The sequence below is a fragment of the Halomonas sp. Y3 genome, from assembly GCF_024137965.1.
Lineage (GTDB): Bacteria > Pseudomonadota > Gammaproteobacteria > Pseudomonadales > Halomonadaceae > Halomonas > Halomonas mongoliensis.
This window is the reverse complement of the sequence record NZ_CP099975.1, coordinates 193,458-212,659: the sequence shown is the minus strand read 5'-3', so window position 1 is coordinate 212,659 and position 19,202 is coordinate 193,458. Positions and strand designations below refer to the sequence as shown.

Sequence of the window (19,202 nt, the reverse complement as noted above, 5' to 3'; positions counted from 1 at the left end):
GCCATGTACGTCTATCGCATCCTGCTGTTTCTGGTGCTCGGCGGCTACCTGCTCTCGCCGCTGATGATGAGCGGCTGGGCCAGCCCCGGCGTCGCCTGGTACAAGCCCTTCCTGATCTGGGGGGTGCTGATCGCCCTGACCCTGTGGCTGGAACAGAAGAGGAAGCTCGATGAACGCTAGCCTGGCCGGGATGCTCGCCATCGGCGCCGGCTTCCTGCTGGTGCTCTTCCTCTGCGCCCTGGCCGTGGAGCGCGGCCTGATCGGCACGCGGATCACCCGCCACCCGGTGGTCTACACCCTGGCCCTCGGGGTCTACGCCAGCGCCTGGGCGATCCACGGCAGCATGGAGATGGCCTCCACCTCCGGCTATGCCTACCTGGCCTACTACCTGGGCGTGGCCGGCGCCTTCCTGCTCGCCCCGGTGCTGCTGGTGCCGATCCAGCGCATGGTGCGCACCCACCAGCTCGCCTCCCTGGCGGACCTCTTCGCCTTCCGCTTCCGCTCGCGCTGGGTCGGCACCCTGATCACCCTGGTGAGCCTGCTGGCGGTGCTGCCGCTGCTGGCCCTGCAGGTGCAAACCATGGGCGATGCCATCTATCTGATGACCGGCGCCGCCTCGCCCTCGCTGCTGGCGCTGGCCTTCTGTGCCGTCATCGCCCTGTTCGCCATGCTCTTCGGGGCGCGCCGCCGCCACGTGGACGGCCACCACGACAGCCTGCTGGCGGTGATCGCCCTCTCCTCGCTGATCAAGCTGGTGGCCATGCTGAGCCTCGGCGCCTTCGCCCTGTTCGTGGTCTTCGACGGCCCCGCCGACCTCCAGGCGTGGATCGACGGCCCCGGCCAGGCCTTCCAGACCGAGGTGGAGCAGCCCGACCCCGCCCACTGGCGCACCCTGCTGCTGCTCTTCTTCGCCGCGTCCCTGCTGATGCCGCATATCTTCCATATCACCTTTACCGAGACCCACTCCCGCCACACCCTGCTCCAGGCGAGCTGGTCGCTGCCACTCTTCCTGCTGCTGATCGCGCTGCCGGTGCCGCTGATCCTGTGGGCCGGGCAGAGCCTCGGCGCCCAGGAGCAGCTGCCCTCCGCCTACCTGGCCTTCGCGCTCTCGGACGCCCCCTGGGTCCAGGCGCTGGCCTTCATCGCCGGCCTCGCCGCCACCAGTGCCACCATGGTGATGATCGCCCTCGCCCTGGCCGGCATGGTCCTCAACCACGTGCTGCTGGTCGCCCACCCCCCCGAGGCGCAGCTCGACCTCTACCGCTGGCTGCTCTGGCTGCGCCGCGCCCTGGTCGGCGCCGTGGTGCTCGGCGGCTGGCTCTTCTACCGCACCGTCAGCGTTCACCATGACCTCTCGACCCTGGCCCTGGCTACCTTCGTCGGCATGGCCCAGTGCCTGCCCGGCCTGCTGGCTCTGCTCTACTGGCCGGGCGCCAACCGCAAGGGGATGGTGGCCGGCCTGGCGGTGGGGCTGCTGGTGTGGCTGCTGGGCCTCTGGGGCCCGCTGCTCACCGGCCTGCCACCGCTGCTGCTGGTGCCCCCCGGGCTCGAGGGGCTCACCGGCGAGCCGGCGTGGTACGTGGTCACCCTGGTCTCCCTGGCCGGCAACGCCCTAGTGTTCATCCTGGTCTCCCTGGCCACCCCCACCTCCGAAGGGGAGCGTGCCGCGGCCGAGGCCTGCTCGGTGGATGCGGTGATCCGGCCCAAGCGGCTTCCCCTGGAGGCCACCAACGGCGAAGAGTTCAAGGAGCACCTGGCCCGCGCCCTGGGCGAGGAGGTGGCCCACCGCGAGGTGAACCGCGCCCTCGACGATCTCGGCCTCTCGCCCCTGGACGGCCGCCCCTATGCCCTGCGCCGCCTGCGCGACCGCCTGCAGGCCAACCTCTCCGGACTGATGGGCCCCTCGGTGGCCCAGGACATCGTCGACCGCCACCTGCCCTACCGCCACGACGTGCCGGGGGCCACCGACGATATCCATTTCGTGGAGAGCCGCCTGGAGGCCTATCGCTCACGGCTCACCGGCCTGGCCCGGGAGCTCGACGGCCTGCGCCGCTACCACCGCCGCACCCTGACCCGCCTGCCCATCGGCCTCTGCGCCTTCGGCGAGGATGGTGAGCTGCTGATGTGGAACGATGCCCTGGCCGCCCTCAGCGGCATCGATGGCGCCAGCGTGATCGGCGCCCGCCGCGACAGCCTCCCGGCTCCCTGGGGCGAGCTGCTCGGACGCATCCTGGCCGAGCCCCAGAGCCAGCTCTACAAGCAGCCGGTCACCCTCGACGGCGGCGTCCGCTACCTGAGCCTGCACAAGGCCGAACTGGCCGGCGACGACAGCGACCCCGGCGGCCTGGTGGTGCTGGTGGAGGATCACAGCGAGATGAAGTGGCTCGAGGACGAGCTGGTACACGCCGCCCGGCTGGCCTCCATCGGCCAGCTCGCCGCCGGGGTCGCCCACGAGATCGGCAACCCCATCACCGGCATCTCGTCCCTGGCCCAGAACCTGCGCTACGACACCGAGGACCCCGAGATCCTCGAGACCGCCGAGCAGATCCAGCAGCTCACCGACCGCGTCTCACGCATCGTCTCCTCCCTGGTGGGCTTCGCCCACGGCGGCCGCCACCTGGGCGGGCAGCACTTTGCCCCGGTCTCCCTGGCCGAGGTGACCGACGAAGCGATCCACTTGATCCACCTCGCCCGCTCGGGAGACGATATCGCCTTCGAGAACCGCTGCCCCGGCACGCCCCAGGTGCACGGCGACGCCCAGCGGCTGCTGCAGGTGATGGTCAACCTGCTCGGCAACGCCCGCGATGCCAGCGCCCCCGGCGACCGGGTGGTCATCGAGGCGACCCCCGAGGAGGCGGGACTGCGGCTCACCGTCACCGACGAGGGTCACGGCCTCGACGAGCGGGTCCGCGACCACCTCTTCGAGCCCTTCACCACCACCAAGCCACCCGGAGAGGGCACTGGGCTCGGCCTGCCGCTGGTCTACAGCATCGTCGCCGAGCACCACGGCCAGATCGACATCGACTCGCCGCCGCCGGGCCAGGAGCGCGGCACCCGCATCAGCCTCTGGCTGCCGCTGAACCCACAGGAGGGTGAGACCCCGCGATGAGCCGGATCCTGATCGTAGAAGACGAAGCCATCATCCGCCGCGCCCTGCGCCGCCTGCTGGAGCGCCACGACTACCGCGTCGAGGAGGCTGGCTCGGTGGATGAGGCCCTGGCCGCCGACCCTCAGCGATTCGACCTGGTGATCAGCGACCTGCGCCTGCCCGGCGCCCCCGGCACCGACCTGATCCCCCGGGCAGCCCCGGTCCCCGTGGTGATCATGACCAGCTACGCCAGCATGCGCTCGGCGGTGGATGCCCTGAAGCAGGGCGCGGTGGACTACGTGGCCAAGCCCTTCGACCACGACGAACTGCTCGAGACCGTGGCCCGGGTACTGCACCTGCAGGCCTCGCGGCGGGCAGAGCCCCCCGACATCACCGAGCCCGGCGGCCAGGCCCAGCCGATGATCGGCAACTGCCCGGCCATGCAGCTGGTCTACTCGCGCATCCGCAAGACCGCCCCCGCCGACGTCACCGTGCTGATCCAGGGAGAATCCGGCACCGGCAAGGAGCTGGTGGCCCGTGCGCTCCACCAGCAGAGCAGGCGGGCCCAGGCCCCGCTCATCTGCGTCAACTGTGCGGCGATTCCCGAAACCCTGATCGAGTCCGAACTCTTCGGTCACGAGAAGGGCGCCTTCACCGGCGCCAGCGCGGCGCGTACCGGCCTGGTGGAGGCCGCCGACGGCGGCACCCTCTTCCTCGACGAGATCGGCGAGCTGCCCCTGGACGCCCAGGCGCGGCTGCTGCGCGTGCTTCAGGAGGGCGAGATCCGCAAGATCGGCTCGGTGGAGACCCGCCACGTCGACGTGCGACTGATCGCCGCCACCCACCGCGACCTGCGCGCCCTGTCGAAGACCGGCGAGTTCCGACTCGACCTCTACTACCGCCTCAACGTGATGCAGATCGACCTGCCTCCGCTGCGGGAGCGCGAAGATGACGTGCTGGTGATCGCCGACACCCTGCTGGAGAAGGCGTGCCAGCGCCATGAGCGCGAGGGGCTGCGCCTCTCCCGGGCCGCCCGCCGCGAGATCCACGACTACCCCTGGCCCGGCAACGTGCGCGAGCTGGAGAACGCCCTGGAGCGGGGCGTGATCCTCGCCGAGGGCCACCTGATCCATCCGGACGACCTGGGGCTCTCCCCGCCCAGCGCCGCCACTCCCGCCGCCCGTCAGCCCGCTCCCGCCCAGGAGGGACCCGCCAAGCCGGCCCCGGCCGAGGGCGGTGAGGACGACCTCTCCTTGGAGGACTACTTCCAGCACTTCGTCCTCGAGCACCAGGACCGGATGAGCGAGACGGAGCTGGCCCAGAAGCTCGGCATCAGCCGCAAGTCGCTGTGGGAGCGCCGCCAGCGTCTCGGCATCCCCCGCAAGAAGAGCCCGCGCCGCAAGAGCGAGTAGCTGGCTCTACGACCATAGTGCAAGCGCCCGCGGCCTTGGCCGCGGGCGCTGTCGTCTGGGCACCGGCTACCCACTCTGCCCCATTTGTTACCGTCCCACACAGCCTGTGCGCTCAGATGGTGCCTGACGGGTAACACTTCTCCAGAAGCGCCCGGAGCACAGGCCGCACCATATCCATAAGCCACTGTTCCATATGGAATAAAAACAAGGTGGCACGAGGGGTGCAATATATCTGGGCAAGAAAAACAAGTTCCGGTGTCACCCGCTGCCCTAGCGCAACAACAAGAACAACACCGCAGCCGGACGTGACCAGACCCGCTAGCCAACAACAACAAGTCAGCGGGCCAGAGCAGCACAGGCGCAGTCGACCAACAAGAACAACAGCCGACACGCCCGGCCCCTTGCCCAAGAACAACAACAAGCCGTCGCAAGGTACCGGAAGACCCAGGACGCGACGCATCGGTACGGCCAACAACAAGAACAAGCGCCGTCGAAGATGCACCCCCGGCAACAACACCAACAAGCCGGGGGGAGGCAGACTAGCTGCCGTCGTGGTTGGATTATTGTTTTGAATACGAGGCGGTCACCCCCCAGGGGCGCCAACAAGGACAACAACACAGCTAGCCTGATCACTACCCTGGTGACTGCGGTGCGTATTCAAGGCGATGTGCCATCACGAAGAAGAACCAGCAGCAAGGACGCTGCATGAACGCTTGAGGGGGAGGCCGACAGGTCTCCCCCTTCTACTGTGGGCCCACCTCGGCCGGCATCACGCTATGCAAGGTCCCGGGCGTCGGCTACACTCAATCCCTTTCGCACCCTTTTTCCGCCCCGCGAGTCGATATCGACGCATGTTCAAAGGATTTACCCGTTTCCTGCAGAGTCCGGGCGAACGCCTGAAGTCCCTATTCGGCCCCGACAGCGCCGCCGCCGGCACGCCCGAGCTGCGCATCATTCCCCGCCAGGAGCACCCGGTGTCGCGCCAGCACTTCAGCGATGCCGCTCTCAAGGTGCTCTACCGGCTGCACAACGCCGGCTACCAGGCCTATCTGGTGGGCGGCTGCATTCGCGACTCCCTGCTCGGCCGCATGCCCAAGGACTTCGACGTGGCTACCGACGCCACGCCGGAGGAGGTCAAGGCGCTGTTCCGCAACTCGCGGATCATCGGCCGACGCTTTCGCATCGTGCACGTGCGCTTCGGCCGCGAGGTGATCGAGGTCACCACCTTCCGCGGCAAGCCCGGCGACGACCACGGCGACCATATCGCCCAGCAGTCCGACGAGGGTCTGCTGCTGCGCGACAACGTCTGGGGCAACATCCAGGAGGATGCCCTGCGCCGCGACTTCACCATCAATGCGCTCTACTACAGCATCGCCGACTTCTCGATCCACGACTTCGCCGGCGGCGTGCCGGACATCGAGGCGCGCACCCTACGCCTGATCGGTGACCCGGCCACCCGCTATCGGGAGGACCCGGTCCGCATGCTGCGTGCGATACGCTTCGCGGCCAAGCTCGACTTCCACCTGGCGCCCAGCACCGAGGCGCCGATCCACGAGCTGGCCCCGCTGCTGCTGCAGATCCCGCCGGCCCGGCTGTTCGACGAGATCCTCAAGCTCTTCATGGGCGGCCACGGCGTCGAGACCTTCCGCCTGCTGCGCCACTACGGGCTCTTCGAGATGCTCTTCCCGGAAGCCGCCGAGGCCATGGAGGAGCTGCCCTGGGCCGAGCCCCTGGTGGAGGCGGCGCTGGCCAGCACCGACCGGCGCATCGCCGAGGAGCGCCCGGTCACCCCGGCCTTCCTGTTCGCCGCCCTGCTGTGGGGCCCGGTGGTCCTGCGCCAGGCCGAACAGGAGGCCCAGGGGCTGCCGCCGATCCCCGCGCTGCAGGCCGCCTCCCAGCAGGTGGTCTCGCGCCAGCTGCAGCATATCTCCATTCCGAAGCGCTTCAGCCTGCCGATGCGGGACATCTGGGACCTGCAGCAGCGCCTGCCCCTGCGCCGCGGCCGCCGCGTCTTCCAGACCCGGGAACACCCCCGCTTCCGAGCCGCCTACGACCTGCTGCTGCTGCGGGAAGCGGCCGGCGAGCTTGCCCCGGGCCTGGGCGACTGGTGGACCGCCTTCCAGGAGGCCGACGAGCACGAGCAGCGCCGCCTGCTCGACAAGGCCGGCGCCAATCCCGCCGGCAGCGGCGCCCCGCGCAAGCGCAAACGCCGCCGCCGCAAGCCTCGCAACGGCGGCAACGGCGACGCATGAGCCAGCATCGGGCCTGGGTTGGGCTTGGGAGCAACCTCGACGACCCCCGCAGCCACGTCGAGCGCGCCCTGGCTGAGCTCGACGGGCTTCCGCTGACCCGGATAATCGCGGCCTCGGGACTCTATGCCAGCCGACCGGTAGGCCCCCAGGACCAGCCCGACTACATCAACGCCGTCGCGCTCCTCGAGACGCACCTCTCGCCCCTGGCCCTGCTCGACCAGCTCCAGGCCCTGGAGCAGCGCCACCGCCGGATTCGCCAGCGCCGCTGGGGGCCCCGCACCCTGGACCTAGATCTGCTACTGTTCGATGACAGCCGCCTGGCACTGCCCCGCCTGACGGTGCCGCACCCGGAGATGACGCGGCGCCCCTTCGTGCTGGTGCCCCTGCTCGAGCTGGCGCCGCATGCCATCCTGCCGGATGGTCGCCGCCTGGCGGCGCTGGCGGAGACCCTGGAGACGAGCGGCCTGAGGGCACTGTTACCCCGCACCTGAGCCCATCGCCGCAAGTGTTACCTATCGACACGCCGCCGGGGTTCGGGTAACAATTGCAGGTTACACGCCGGATCGGCTAGCCCGTTCCCGATGCGCCATAACGACGAGAGCACGCCATGAAAACCGTCACCCTGAGCACGCTGCAGGCCTTCAAGCGCGCCGGTGAGTCCTTCAGCTGCCTGACCGCCTACGACGCCTCCTTTGCCCGTGCCGCCAGCGATGCCGGCATCGAGGTGCTGCTGGTCGGCGACTCCTTAGGCATGGTTCTCCAGGGCCACGCCAGCACCCTGCCGGTGACCCTGGAGGAGATCTGCTACCACACCCGCTGCGTGGCCCGCGGCAAGGGCGCCAGCCTGCTGATGGTGGACCTTCCCTTCATGGGCAACGCCAGTACCGAACGCCTGCTGGAGAACGCCGGCGAGCTGATGCGCGCCGGCGCCGAGATAGTCAAGGTGGAGGGCGAGGCCTGGATGGCCGACGGCATCCGCGAGCTGACCCGCCGCGGCGTGCCGGTCTGCGCCCACCTGGGCCTTACCCCCCAGACGGTCTATCAGCTGGGCGGTTACAAGGTGCAGGGGCGTGATGCCGAGCGCGCCACCCAGATCCTCGAGGACGCCCGGGTGCTGGTGGAGGCCGGCGCCTCCATCATCCTACTGGAGTGCGTGCCGGCGAGCCTGGGCCGCGCCATCACCGAGGCCCTCGACGTCCCGGTGATCGGCATCGGTGCCGGCCCCGATACCGACGGCCAGATACTGGTGATGCACGACATGCTCGACGTCACGGCGGGCCGCAAGCCACGCTTCGTCAAGAACTTCATGGCCGAGGCCGAGGACATCCACGGCGCCTTCCGGCGCTACCACGAGGACGTCAAGGCTCGCCGCTTCCCCGCCGAGGAACACTGCTTCTAGCTCCGGAGCCCGCAATGCGCACTCTCAGAGAGATTCCCGCCCTGCGCGAGGCGCTGGCGGACGCTCGCCGTCGCGGCGACCGCATCGCCCTGGTGCCCACCATGGGCAACCTCCACGCGGGGCACCTCGCCCTGGTGGAAGAGGCCCGGGAGCGGGCCGAGGTGGTGATCGCCACCATCTTCGTCAACCCCATGCAGTTCGGGGCCGGCGAGGACCTCGACGCCTACCCGCGAACCCTGGAGGAGGACCAGGCTCGACTGGAGGCGGCAGGCTGCGACCTGCTGTTCGCCCCCGAGGTCGCCACGGTCTACTCGCGCCCCCTGGAGGCCCAGACCCGCATTCTGGTCCCCGAGGTCACCGAGGGGCTGTGCGGCGCCTCGCGCCCCGGCCACTTCGACGGCGTCTCGACCATCGTCGGCATGCTCTTCAACCTGGTGCAGCCCGACCTGGCCTGCTTCGGCGAAAAGGACTACCAGCAGCTGGCGGTGATCCGCCGCATGGTGGCCGACCTGCACTTCCCTATCGAGGTCGTCGGCGTGCCCATCGTGCGCGCCGAGGACGGCCTGGCGCTCTCCTCCCGCAACGGCTACCTGAGCGCCGAGGAGCGTGCCACCGCACCGCGGCTCTACCAGACCCTCTGCGAGCTGCGCGACGCCCTGGAGGCCAATGACGACATCGAGGCCACGCTGGCCGCTGGCACCCGGCGCCTGGAGGAGGCCGGCTTCGTGCCGGACTACCTGGAGCTGCGCTCCGCCGACCTGGGAGCGGTGACGCCCGCCACCCGCGAGGCCGTGCTGCTGGTCGCCGCCCGACTCGGCACCACGCGCCTGATCGACAACCTGACCCTTACCCTGCCGCGCTGAATCGGCACACTCGGAGGAACCCGCTTCCATGTACACCATCATGCTCAAGGCCAAGCTGCACATGGCCCGCGTCACCCACGCCGTGCTCAACTACGAGGGCTCCTGCGCCATCGATGGCGAGCTGCTCGACATGTCCGGCATTCGCGAGAATGAGCAGATCCAGATCTACAACGTGGAGAATGGCCAGCGCTTCACCACCTACGCCATCCGCGCCGAGGAGGGCTCCAGGGTGATCTCCATCAACGGCGCCGCCGCCCACCTGGCCGGCCCCGGCGACCGCGTGATCATCTGCAGCTATGCCCACTACAGCGATGCCGAGCTGGAGAACCATCAGCCCGCCCTGGTCTATCTGCAGGAAGGCAACGACGTCAGCCACACCAGCAACGCCATCCCCGTGCAGATGGCCTGATCCTGACGTCGAGCCGCGGCCGGCGACCCTGCCGGCCGCCTCGCCCTGCCCTTCCCCAGCCGCCCTACCGCTCCTCGCTCCGCGTTTTCTCCCCTCCTGCGCCCATGGAAGCATTGCCGCGCCGCACAAGAGTCACCTATGCTGGACAGACCCGGCCCTGCCTCCCTAGCTGAGCGGCAAGGCCGCAAGCCCGTCGTCTTCCATTCAGGAGAACTCTCCCATGCAAGAAGTGGTGATCGTTGCCGCACGTCGTACCGCCGTCGGCTCCTTCGGCGGCTCCCTGGCCGGCATTCCCGCCAGCGACCTGGGCGCCCTTGTGATCAAGGACCTGCTCGCCACCACCGGCGTGGCCGGTGACCAGGTGGACGAGGTGCTGATGGGCCAGGTGCTCACCGCAGGCGTCGGCCAGAACCCGGCGCGCCAGGCCGCTATCAAGGCCGGCCTCCCGGATGCCGTTCCCGCCATGACCATCAACAAGGTGTGCGGTTCCGGCCTCAAGGCCCTCCACCTCGCCGCCCAGGCGATCCGCTGCGGCGACGCCGAGCTGATCATCGCCGGCGGCCAGGAGAACATGTCCGCCTCTCCCCACGTGCTGCCCAACTCCCGCAACGGCCAGCGCATGGGCGACTGGAAGGCCGTGGATACCATGGTCCATGACGGCCTCTGGGACGCCTTCAACAACTACCATATGGGCATCACCGCCGAGAACCTGGCGGAGAAGTACGCCATCACCCGCGAGGCCATGGACGAGTTCGCCGCCGCCTCCCAGCAGAAGGCCGCCGCCGCCATCCGCGACGGCAAGTTCAAGGGCCAGATCGTCCCGGTGGAGATCCCCCAGCGCAAGGGCGACCCGGTGGTGTTCGACACCGACGAGAACCCCCGCGAGGTGAGCGCCGAGAAGCTCGGCGGCATGCGTCCCGCCTTCAAGAAGGACGGCACCATCACCGCCGGCAACGCCTCTTCCCTCAACGACGGCGCCGCCGCGGTGATGCTCTGCTCCGCCGAGAAGGCCAAGGCACTCGGCCTTACGCCCCTGGCGCGCATCGCCGCCTACTCCAACGCCGGCGTCGACCCGGCCATCATGGGCATCGGCCCGGCCCCGGCCACCCGCCGCTGCCTGGACAAGGCCGGCTGGAGCCTGGACGACCTGGACCTGGTCGAGGCCAACGAGGCCTTCGCCGCCCAGGCCCTCTCCGTCAACAAGGAGCTCGGCTGGGACGTCAGCAAGGTCAACGTCAACGGCGGCGCCATCGCGCTGGGCCACCCGATCGGCGCCTCCGGCTGCCGTATCCTGGTGACCCTGCTCCACGAGATGATCGCCCGGGACGCCAAGAAGGGCCTGGCGACGCTGTGCATCGGCGGTGGGCAAGGGGTGGCGCTCGCCATCGAGCGATAAGCTAGAAGCTAGAAGCTAGAAGCTAGAAGCTAGAAGCTAGAAGCTAGAAGCTAGAAGCTAGAAGCTAGAAGCTAGAAGCTCTACAGCGTGCCCCGGGACCGGCTCCCGGGGCACGTCTTTTTCGGCCTACTACGCTACTTCGCATAGAAAACCGCCCCCATGGCCAGGCCATGGGGGCGGTTTGTCTTCCAGCTTCAAGCTTCCGGCTTTCAGCTCGCCGAAGGCGGTTTACAGCTCGGGCTCGGCGGCCTCCTCGGCCTCGAACGCCGCCTTCTCTTCCGGGGTGATCTCCTTGATGGTGAGCTTCACCCGGTTGCGGTTATCGATATCGAGCACCTTGACGACGGGCTCGTCGCCCTCGTTGAGGAAGTCGCGCACGTCGTTGACCCGCTCGGGCACGATCTGGGAGATGTGCACCAGGCCGTCGGTGCCGGGCATGATGTTGACGAAGGCGCCGAAGTCGGCGATACGCACCACCTTGCCGCGGTAGAGCTTGCCGATCTCCGCCTCGGCGGTGATCGCCAGGACGGTGTCGATGGCCGCCTTGGCCGCCTTCTTGTCCTCGGCGTAGATGCGCACGGTGCCGTCGTCGTCCAGATCGATGGAGGCGCCGGTATCCTCGCAGATCTTGCGGATGGTGGAGCCGCCCTTGCCGATGACGTCGCGGATCTTCTCCGGGTCGATCTTGATGGTGGCCATGGAGGGCGCATTCTCGGAGACCTCGGCGCGGCTCTGGCCGATCACGGCGTTCATCTGCTCGAGGATGCTCAGGCGGGCCTCCAGGGCCTGCTGGAGCGCCTGCTCCATGATCTCCTCGTTGATGCCCTCGATCTTGATGTCCATCTGCAGGGCGGTGACGCCCTCGCTGGTGCCGGCCACCTTGAAGTCCATGTCGCCGAGGTGGTCCTCGTCGCCCAGGATGTCGGTGAGCACGGCAAAGCCGTCGTCATCCTTCACCAGGCCCATGGCGATGCCCGCCACCGGCGCCTTCATCGGCACGCCGGCGTCCATCAGCGCCAGGGAGGCACCGCACACGGACGCCATGGAGCTGGAGCCGTTGGACTCGGTGATCTCGGAGACCACGCGGATGGTGTAGGGGAACTCCGCCTCATCGGGCAGCATGGCCTGCACGCCCCGGCGCGCCAGGCGGCCGTGGCCGATCTCGCGACGCTTGGGGCCGCCCATGAAGCCGGCCTCGCCCACGCTGTAGGGGGGGAAGTTGTAGTGGAGCATGAAGCGATCCTTGCGCTCCCCCTCCAGGGACTCGATCAGCTGGGAGTCGCGCAGGGTGCCGAGGGTCGCCACCACGATGGCCTGGGTCTCGCCACGGGTGAAGATCGCCGAGCCGTGAGTCTTGGGCAGGGCGCCCACCTCGATGGCCAGCGGACGCACCGTCTTGTGGTCGCGGCCGTCGATGCGCGGCTCGCCCTTGACCACCCGGGAGCGCACCACCCGCTTCTCGAGGCCGGCGAAGGCGCCCTTGACCTCATCGGCGTCGAACTTGCCCTCTTCCTCACCGGCCAGCTGCTCGACCGCCTCGGCCTTGAGCGCGGAGAGCGCATCCTGGCGGGCCATCTTGTCGGTGATGCGATAGGCCTCACCCACCCTGGCCTCGAAGGCGCCGGCCACGGCGGCCTTGAGCTCGGTGTTCTCCGCCGGGGCCTGCCACTCCCACTTCGGCTTGCCCGCCTCGGCGGTCAGCTCATTGATGGCCTGGATGGCCACCTGCATCTCCTGGTGGCCGTAGAGCACGGCGCCCAGCATCTCGTCCTCGAGCAGCTCGGCGGCCTCGGACTCCACCATCAGCACTGCCTTCTCGGTGCCGGCCACCACCATGTTGAGCTCGGAGCCGACGAGCTCCTCGACGGTGGGGTTGAGGAAGTAGCCCTTCTCCTCGTCGAAGCCGACGCGGGCCGCGGCGATGGGGCCGTTGAAGGGCACCCCGGAGATGGCCAGGGCCGCGGAGGTGCCGAGCATGGCGGCGATGTCCGGGTCATGGTTGCGGTCGGTGGAGAGCACCGAGCAGACTACCTGCACCTCGTTCATGAAGCCCTTGGGGAAGAGCGGGCGGATCGGGCGATCGATCAGCCGCGAGGTGAGGGTCTCCTTCTCGGTGGGACGCCCCTCGCGCTTGAAGAAGCCGCCGGGAATCTTGCCGACCGCATAGGTCTTCTCCTGGTAGTGCACGGAGAGCGGGAAGAACGGCTGGTTGGGGTTGGCTTCCTTGCGGGCCACCACGGTGCAGAGCACCACGGTGTCGTCCATGGTGACCATGACGGCACCGGAGGCCTGGCGGGCGATGCGCCCGGTTTCCAGGGTGACGGTGCTGCGACCGTACTGAAATGTCTTCTTGACCGGATTCACGGCGACTTCCTTCATATCTACTTTTCTGTGTTGGGGTCGTTTCGACTCGGCGACCATTTTAGGGGTTGACGCGCCCCGCGGCCACCGGATAGCGACATTTCCACCCACCAGACGCAAAACGGGCAGCCCGAAGGCTGCCCGTTTCGTTACCGCGTGGGATGCGTCGCTTAGCGGCGCAGGCCCAGGCGCTGGATCAGAGCCTGATAGCGCTCGAAGTCCTTGCGCTTCAGGTAGTCCAGCAGCTTGCGGCGCTGGTTGACCATGCGGATCAGGCCACGACGGGAGTGGTGATCCTGCTTGTTGGTCTTGAAGTGGTCCTGCAGGCCATCGATGTTGGCGCTCAGCAGGGCTACCTGCACTTCGGGGGAACCGGTGTCGTTGTCGCCACGACCGAATTCGCTGACGATTGCGGACTTCTGCTCGGCTGTCAGTGCCATCTGTCTCTCCAGTAAGCAATATGCCTGAATGATGAGTGTGTGAGACCACGCATATTTGCAGTCTCGGCGTTGCTCCCTTCAATCGGCTGCGGTGCTCAGCAGCCGTTTCGGCGCCACCTCCTGTGGCGACGTCACCGCGCCGAGGCCCAGGAAGGCCCCGTCGCAGTAGAGTCTTGGCGTCTCGCCCACCGCCATGCCTGCGGCATCGAGGCGAGCGGACTGGCCGTGGGTCAGCCGCTGCGCCGCCGCCGCATCGACCTCGAGCCGCGGCAGGTGCTCGACCAGCACGTCCACCGGCAGCAGCACGGCCTCCCGGGCGGCCTGGTCGGGCAGCGCCTCGAGGGCCTCCAGGCTCAGCATTCCCTCCCCCCCCAGGCTGTCGCCGTCGAAGGGGCCGGTGGCCAGGCGTCGCAGCATGCTGATATGCCCGCCGCTGCCCAGGGCCCGAGCGATATCCTCGGCCAGGGTGCGCACATAGGTGCCCTTGCTGACCTTCACCTCCAGCTCGAAGGCGTGGCCCTCGAAGGCGAGAAGCCGGGCATCATACACCGTCACGCGCCGGGCTGCACGCTCGATCGACTTGCCCTCCCGGGCCAGCTCGTAGAGCTTGCGCCCCTGGTGCTTGAGCGCTGAATACATCGGCGGGATCTGCTCGATCTCGCCGCGAAAGCGCTCGAGCACGCCCTCCACGTCGGCCGCGGTGAGTGCGGGCACCGTACAGCGCTCGATGATCTCACCCTCGGCGTCGCCGGTGTCGGTCACCGCCCCCAGCTCCACCCGGGTGCGGTAGACCTTGTCCGCCGCCAGCAGGTGGGCCGAGAACTTGGTGGCCTCGCCGAAGCAGACCGGCAGCAGGCCGGTGGCCATGGGGTCCAGGGTACCGGTATGACCGGCCTTCTGGGCCTGGAAGAGCCGCCTGGCCCGCTGCAGGGCGTGGTTGCTGGACATGCCGCCGGGCTTGTCCAGCAGCAGCACCCCGTTGACCGGCAGGCCGCGACGACGACGCGCCATCAGCGGCTCTCGCCCCCGTCGCCGTCTTCGTCGTCGCCCTGCTCGCCGGAACGGGCGCGGTCGCTCTGCACCGCCTCCTCGATCAGCGAGGAGAGGCGCTGGCCGCGCACCACGCTCTCGTCGTAGTGGAAGCGCAGCTCCGGCACGTGACGCAGCTTGATGCGCTTGGCGATCTGCCCGCGCAGGAAGCCGGCGGCCTGCTTGAGAACCTTGAGGTTCTCCTTGATCCGCTCCGGGGTGTCCTCACCCAGCAGGGTCACATGGACGTCGGCGTAGCCGAGGTCACGGCTGACCTCGACGCCGCTGACCGTGACCATGCCCAGGCGCGGGTCCTTGACCTCGCGCTGGATGAGCACCGCCAGCTCCTTCTGCAGCTGGTCGGCTACCCGGTCGGTCCGCTTGAACTCGCGCATGCTTGGCTCCTGACGCTCAGAGCGTCCGCTCGACCTTGACCTGATCGAAGACCTCGATCTTGTCGCCGACCTGGACGTCATTGTAGTTCTTCACGCCGATGCCGCACTCCATGCCGTTGCGCACTTCCTGGACGTCGTCCTTGAAGCGGCGCAGCGACTCGAGCTCGCCCTCGTAGATGACCACGTTGTCGCGCAGCACGCGAATCTTCTTGTTGCGGAAGACGGTGCCCTCGACCACCATGCAGCCGGCCACGGCGCCGATCTTGGGCGCGCGGAAGACGTCGCGGACCTCGGCCACGCCGACGATCTCCTCCTTCCACTCCGGCGCCAGCATGCCGGTCATCGCCTGCTTGACCTCGTCGATCAGCTGGTAGATGACGCTGTAGTAGCGCAGGTCCAGGCCTTCCCGCTCGATGATCTCGCGGGCCGCGGCGTCGGCACGCACGTTGAAGCCGACCACGATCGCCTCGGAGGCCAGCGCCAGGTTGGCGTCGGTGCCGGTGATGCCGCCGACGCCGGAGGAGACCACGGCCACCTGCACTTCGTCGGTGGAGAGCTCCTCGAGAGCGCCCTTGATCGCCTCCAGGGAGCCCTGAACGTCGGCCTTGAGCACGATGTTGACCTTGGCCACCTCGTCCTGGCCCATCTGGCTGAACATGTTCTCCAGCTTGGCCTTCTGCTGGCGTGCCAGGCGCACCTCGCGGTACTTGCCCTGACGGAAGTTGGCAACCTCGCGGGCCTTCTTCTCGTCGGCCACCACCATGAAGTCGTCACCGGCGTCCGGGGTGCCGCCGAGGCCCTGGATCTCCACCGGCATGGCGGGACCAGCCTCGTCGACCTGCTTGCCCAGCTCGTTGGTCAGGGCGCGCACGCGGCCGTAGTGCAGACCGGCCAGGACGATATCGCCCTTCTTCAGGGTGCCGTTCTGAACCAGCACGGTGGCCACCGGGCCGCGGCCCTTGTCCAGGCGGGACTCGACCACCACGCCCTTGCCGGGCGCTTCCGGCACGGCCTTGAGCTCGAGCACCTCGGAGACCAGCAGGACCGCTTCCAGCAACTCGTCGATGCCCTCGCCGCTCTTGGCGGAAACGTGGACGAACTGGGTGTCGCCGCCCCACTCCTCGGAGATGACGCCGTGCTGGGAGAGCTCGTTCTTGACCCGGTCCGGGTCCGCCGCCGGCTTGTCGATCTTGTTGACCGCCACCACCATGGGCACGCCGGCCGCCTTGGAGTGCTCCACCGCCTCGATGGTCTGGGGCATGACGCCATCATCGGCCGCCACCACCAGGATGACCACGTCGGTGGCCTTGGCACCGCGGGCACGCATGGCGGTAAAGGCCGCGTGGCCGGGGGTATCCAGGAAGGTGACACCGTGGGAGCCATTCACCTTGGCCGCATCGACGTGGTAGGCGCCGATGTGCTGGGTGATGCCGCCGGCCTCACCGGTCGCCACCTTGGCCTTGCGGATATAGTCGAGCAGCGAGGTCTTGCCGTGGTCGACGTGACCCATGACGGTGACGACCGGATCCCGGGTCAGCTCCTCGCCCTCGTAGGAGATGCCCTCGAGGACCTCGGTCTCCAGGGCATCGTCCTTGACCAGCTTGGGCTTGTGACCCATCTCCTCGACCACGATGGCCGCGGTGTCCTGGTCGATGGTCTGGTTGATGGTCACCGCCGCACCCATGGTGAACATGGCCTTGATGACCTCGTTGGCCTTGATCGACATCTTGTCGGCCAGGTCGGCGACGCTGATCGACTCGGGGATCGAGACCTCGCGGACGATCGGCTGGGTCGGCTTCTGGAAGCCGTGCTTGCCGCCACCCTGGGAGCCACCGCGGCGGCCACCGCGACGCTCGGCGCGCTTGGCCTTCTTGCCGCCGCCGCGACGACGCTCGTCGCGATCGTCGTCGTCACGCTCGTGGCGCCCCTTCTTCGCCGCGGCCTTCTTGGGCGGCGCGGTGCGACGGTCGGTGCGACCCTCCTTGGGCGGCGCGGGCGGCTCATCGCCGGCCGGCTGCTCGACCAGCTCCGGCACCGGGATGTCCGGCACCTCAGGCACCTTCTCGGCCTCCAGCTTGGCCGCCGCCTCGCGGGCGGCCTCTTCCGCCGCACGCGCCTTGGCTGCTTCGGCCTCGCGGGCCTCCTGCTCGGCCTGGGCCTGCTGGGAGTCGGCCATGTCGCCGACCAGCTGGCGCGGACCGGTGTCTTCCACCGGCTCCGGCTTGGTCTCTTCCTCGGTGCGCTTCACGTAGGTGCGCTTCTTGCGAACCTGCACTTCGATGGTCTTGCCGCGCTCGCCGGTCTTGATCCGGCTGCGGGTCTTGCGCGTCAGAGTGATGCGGTTCTTGGGCGCCGCCGCGCTGGTATCACCGCCGTGACTCTTGGTGAGGTAGTCGAGCAGCCGACGCTTGTCCTCCTCGGACACGGCATCGCTCTCGGACTTGTGCTCGAGTCCGGCTTCTTTCATCTGTTCCAGCAGACGAGGCACATCGCGCCCCACCTTTGCTGCAAAATCCTTAACGGTCATGTCTGACATTACGACCCTCCTGAGCCCGTGACCCCAAATCTGTTCGCTTCGAATGCTGCGGCCCGGCATCCACCGGGCGTCATACGCCTGTTGCGCGCTGCGCCTTCGAACTATTCGCTTTCAAACCAGGGCGCACGGGCGGTCATGATCAGTGCCGCGGCGCGCTCCTCGTCCACTCCCTCGATGTCCAGCAGGTCATCGACGGACTGCTCGGCGAGATCCTCCATGGTGACGATCCCCCGGCTGGCCAGGATAAAGGCCAGGTGGCGCTCCATACCCTCCATCTCGAGCAGGTCCTCGGCCGGCTGGGCGCCGTCGAGCTCCTCCTCGGAGGCGATGGCCAGGTTGAGCAGCTCATCCTTGGCCCGGGCGCGCAGCTCCTCGATGGTCTCCTCGTCGAACTCCTCGATCTCGAGCATCTCCTCCACCGGCACGTAGGCGATCTCCTCCAGGGAGGTGAAGCCCTCCTCCACCAGCAGGCGGGCGACCTCATCGTCGATATCCAGGTGCTGGATGAAGTGCTCGACCAGGCTGTCGATCTCCTGCTCGCGCTTGGCCTCGGCCTCGTCCTCGGTCATGACGTTGATCCGCCAGCCGGTGAGCTCAGAGGCCAGGCGCACGTTCTGGCCGCTGCGGCCGATGGCCTGGGCCAGGTTGTCCTCGGCAACGGCCACGTCCATGGCGTGGGCATCCTCATCCACCAGGATGGAGGCGACGTCCGCCGGCGCCATGGCGTTGATCACCAGCTGGGCGGGGTTGTCGTCCCACAGCACGATGTCGACGCGCTCGTTCTGCAGCTCCGAGGAGACCGCCTGGACCCGGGAGCCGCGCATGCCGACGCAGGCGCCTACCGGGTCGATGCGGCGGTCGTTGGTCTTGACCGCGATCTTGGCCCGGGAGCCCGGATCGCGCGCGGCGCCCTTGATCTCGATGAGCTGCTCGGCGATCTCCGGCACCTCGATCTTGAACAGCTCGATGATCAGTTCCGGACAGGTCCGCGACAGGATCAGCTGGGCGCCACGCGCCTCCGGGTCGACCTTGGTCAGCAGGGCGCGCACCCGCTCGTTCATGCGATAGCGTTCGCCGGGGATCATCTCGCCGCGGGGCAGGAACGCCTCGGCGTTCTCGCCCAGGTCGATGATCAGGCCGTCGCGGGTGGTCTTCTTGACGATGCCGGAGACCAGCTCGCCCTCGCGCTCGGCGTAGAGGCGCACCACCTCGGCCCGCTCGGCCTCGCGCACCTTCTGCACGATCACCTGCTTGGCGGTCTGGGCGGCGATACGACCGAAGTCGGCGTTCTCGATCTTCTCCTCCACCACGTCACCCAGCCCCAGAGGCGGGTCACGACGCTCGGCGAAGGAGAGCTTGATCTCGTGGTCGGGGCCGTCGAAGTCGTCGTCCTCCACCACCGTCCAGCGGCGGAAGGTCTCGTACTCACCGGTACGGCGATCGATATGCACCCGCACGCTGGCCTCTTCGTCCTCGAAACGCTTGCGGGACGCGCTGGCCAGGGCCGCCTCGACGGCCTCGAAGATCACCTCGCGGGGGACTCCCTTCTCGTTGGAGATCGCGTCAACGACCGCCAGAATCTCTTTACTCATGCCATTGCCTCGCCAGAAAACCTGTCCTCG

15 protein-coding genes are annotated in these 19,202 nt (G+C 68.3%); 9 read left to right on the top strand and 6 right to left on the bottom strand.

Features of this window, described 5'->3' with window-relative positions:
- Positions 1-3: 3 nt before the first annotated feature.
- The 9 genes from NHL60_RS01040 to NHL60_RS01000 all read left to right on the top strand — a co-directional run bounded on the left by NHL60_RS01040 (position 4) and on the right by NHL60_RS01000 (position 10,819).
- A complete protein-coding gene (locus NHL60_RS01040; RefSeq protein ID WP_253447839.1) occupies positions 4-180 on the top strand; it encodes a hypothetical protein in 177 nt (58 codons plus the stop codon).
- The gene (locus NHL60_RS01035) at positions 170-3,109 is read left to right on the top strand and encodes an ATP-binding protein (RefSeq protein ID WP_253447836.1); all 2,940 of its coding nucleotides are present in this window, start codon (positions 170-172) and stop codon (positions 3,107-3,109) included. The genes NHL60_RS01040 and NHL60_RS01035 overlap by 11 nt, the downstream gene beginning before the upstream one ends.
- Complete coding sequence (locus tag NHL60_RS01030) at positions 3,106-4,500, top strand: sigma-54 dependent transcriptional regulator (protein ID WP_253447832.1); 1,395 nt, start codon at positions 3,106-3,108, stop codon at positions 4,498-4,500. The genes NHL60_RS01035 and NHL60_RS01030 overlap by 4 nt, the downstream gene beginning before the upstream one ends.
- Positions 4,501-5,351: 851 nt before the next feature.
- The gene (gene pcnB / locus NHL60_RS01025; protein WP_253447828.1) at positions 5,352-6,752 is read left to right on the top strand and encodes a polynucleotide adenylyltransferase PcnB; all 1,401 of its coding nucleotides are present in this window, start codon (positions 5,352-5,354) and stop codon (positions 6,750-6,752) included.
- Positions 6,749-7,243 carry a 2-amino-4-hydroxy-6-hydroxymethyldihydropteridine diphosphokinase gene (folK, locus tag NHL60_RS01020; RefSeq protein ID WP_253447825.1) on the top strand — a complete coding sequence of 165 codons (495 nt, stop codon included), beginning with the start codon at positions 6,749-6,751 and terminating at the stop codon, positions 7,241-7,243. Before pcnB ends, folK begins: the two co-directional genes overlap by 4 nt.
- Positions 7,244-7,359: 116 nt before the next feature.
- Positions 7,360-8,151, top strand: coding sequence for a 3-methyl-2-oxobutanoate hydroxymethyltransferase (gene panB / locus NHL60_RS01015; RefSeq protein WP_253447822.1), 792 nt, complete (start codon positions 7,360-7,362; stop codon positions 8,149-8,151).
- Positions 8,152-8,165: 14 nt separating this feature from the next.
- A complete protein-coding gene (gene panC, locus NHL60_RS01010) occupies positions 8,166-9,014 on the top strand; it encodes a pantoate--beta-alanine ligase (RefSeq protein ID WP_253447819.1) in 849 nt (282 codons plus the stop codon).
- Positions 9,015-9,042: 28 nt separating this feature from the next.
- On the top strand, positions 9,043-9,423 hold the full coding sequence (gene panD / locus NHL60_RS01005) for an aspartate 1-decarboxylase (protein ID WP_253447816.1): 381 nt from the start codon (positions 9,043-9,045) through the stop codon (positions 9,421-9,423).
- A gap of 220 nt (positions 9,424-9,643) precedes the next feature.
- Positions 9,644-10,819: an acetyl-CoA C-acetyltransferase gene (locus tag NHL60_RS01000; protein ID WP_253447813.1), complete on the top strand. Its 1,176-nt coding sequence runs from the start codon at positions 9,644-9,646 to the stop codon at positions 10,817-10,819.
- A gap of 228 nt (positions 10,820-11,047) precedes the next feature.
- Here NHL60_RS01000 and pnp read toward each other — a convergent pair whose 3' ends face one another.
- The 6 genes from pnp to nusA form a co-directional block, all read right to left on the bottom strand.
- Entirely contained in the window at positions 11,048-13,198 is a 2,151-nt protein-coding gene (gene pnp, locus NHL60_RS00995) for a polyribonucleotide nucleotidyltransferase (protein WP_253447810.1), read from the bottom strand.
- A gap of 152 nt (positions 13,199-13,350) precedes the next feature.
- Positions 13,351-13,620 carry a 30S ribosomal protein S15 gene (rpsO, locus tag NHL60_RS00990; RefSeq protein WP_132042114.1) on the bottom strand — a complete coding sequence of 90 codons (270 nt, stop codon included), beginning with the start codon at positions 13,618-13,620 and terminating at the stop codon, positions 13,351-13,353.
- A gap of 78 nt (positions 13,621-13,698) precedes the next feature.
- Positions 13,699-14,631, bottom strand: a complete 933-nt coding sequence (gene truB / locus NHL60_RS00985; RefSeq protein ID WP_253447807.1) for a tRNA pseudouridine(55) synthase TruB — start codon at positions 14,629-14,631, stop codon at positions 13,699-13,701.
- Positions 14,631-15,044, bottom strand: coding sequence for a 30S ribosome-binding factor RbfA (rbfA, locus tag NHL60_RS00980; protein ID WP_253447804.1), 414 nt, complete (start codon positions 15,042-15,044; stop codon positions 14,631-14,633). Before rbfA ends, truB begins: the two co-directional genes overlap by 1 nt.
- Positions 15,045-15,060: 16 nt before the next feature.
- Entirely contained in the window at positions 15,061-17,580 is a 2,520-nt protein-coding gene (gene infB / locus NHL60_RS00975) for a translation initiation factor IF-2 (RefSeq protein WP_253447801.1), read from the bottom strand.
- Between the two features lie 101 nt (positions 17,581-17,681).
- The gene (gene nusA / locus NHL60_RS00970) at positions 17,682-19,172 is read right to left on the bottom strand and encodes a transcription termination factor NusA (RefSeq protein ID WP_253447798.1); all 1,491 of its coding nucleotides are present in this window, start codon (positions 19,170-19,172) and stop codon (positions 17,682-17,684) included.
- Positions 19,173-19,202: the final 30 nt, after the last annotated feature.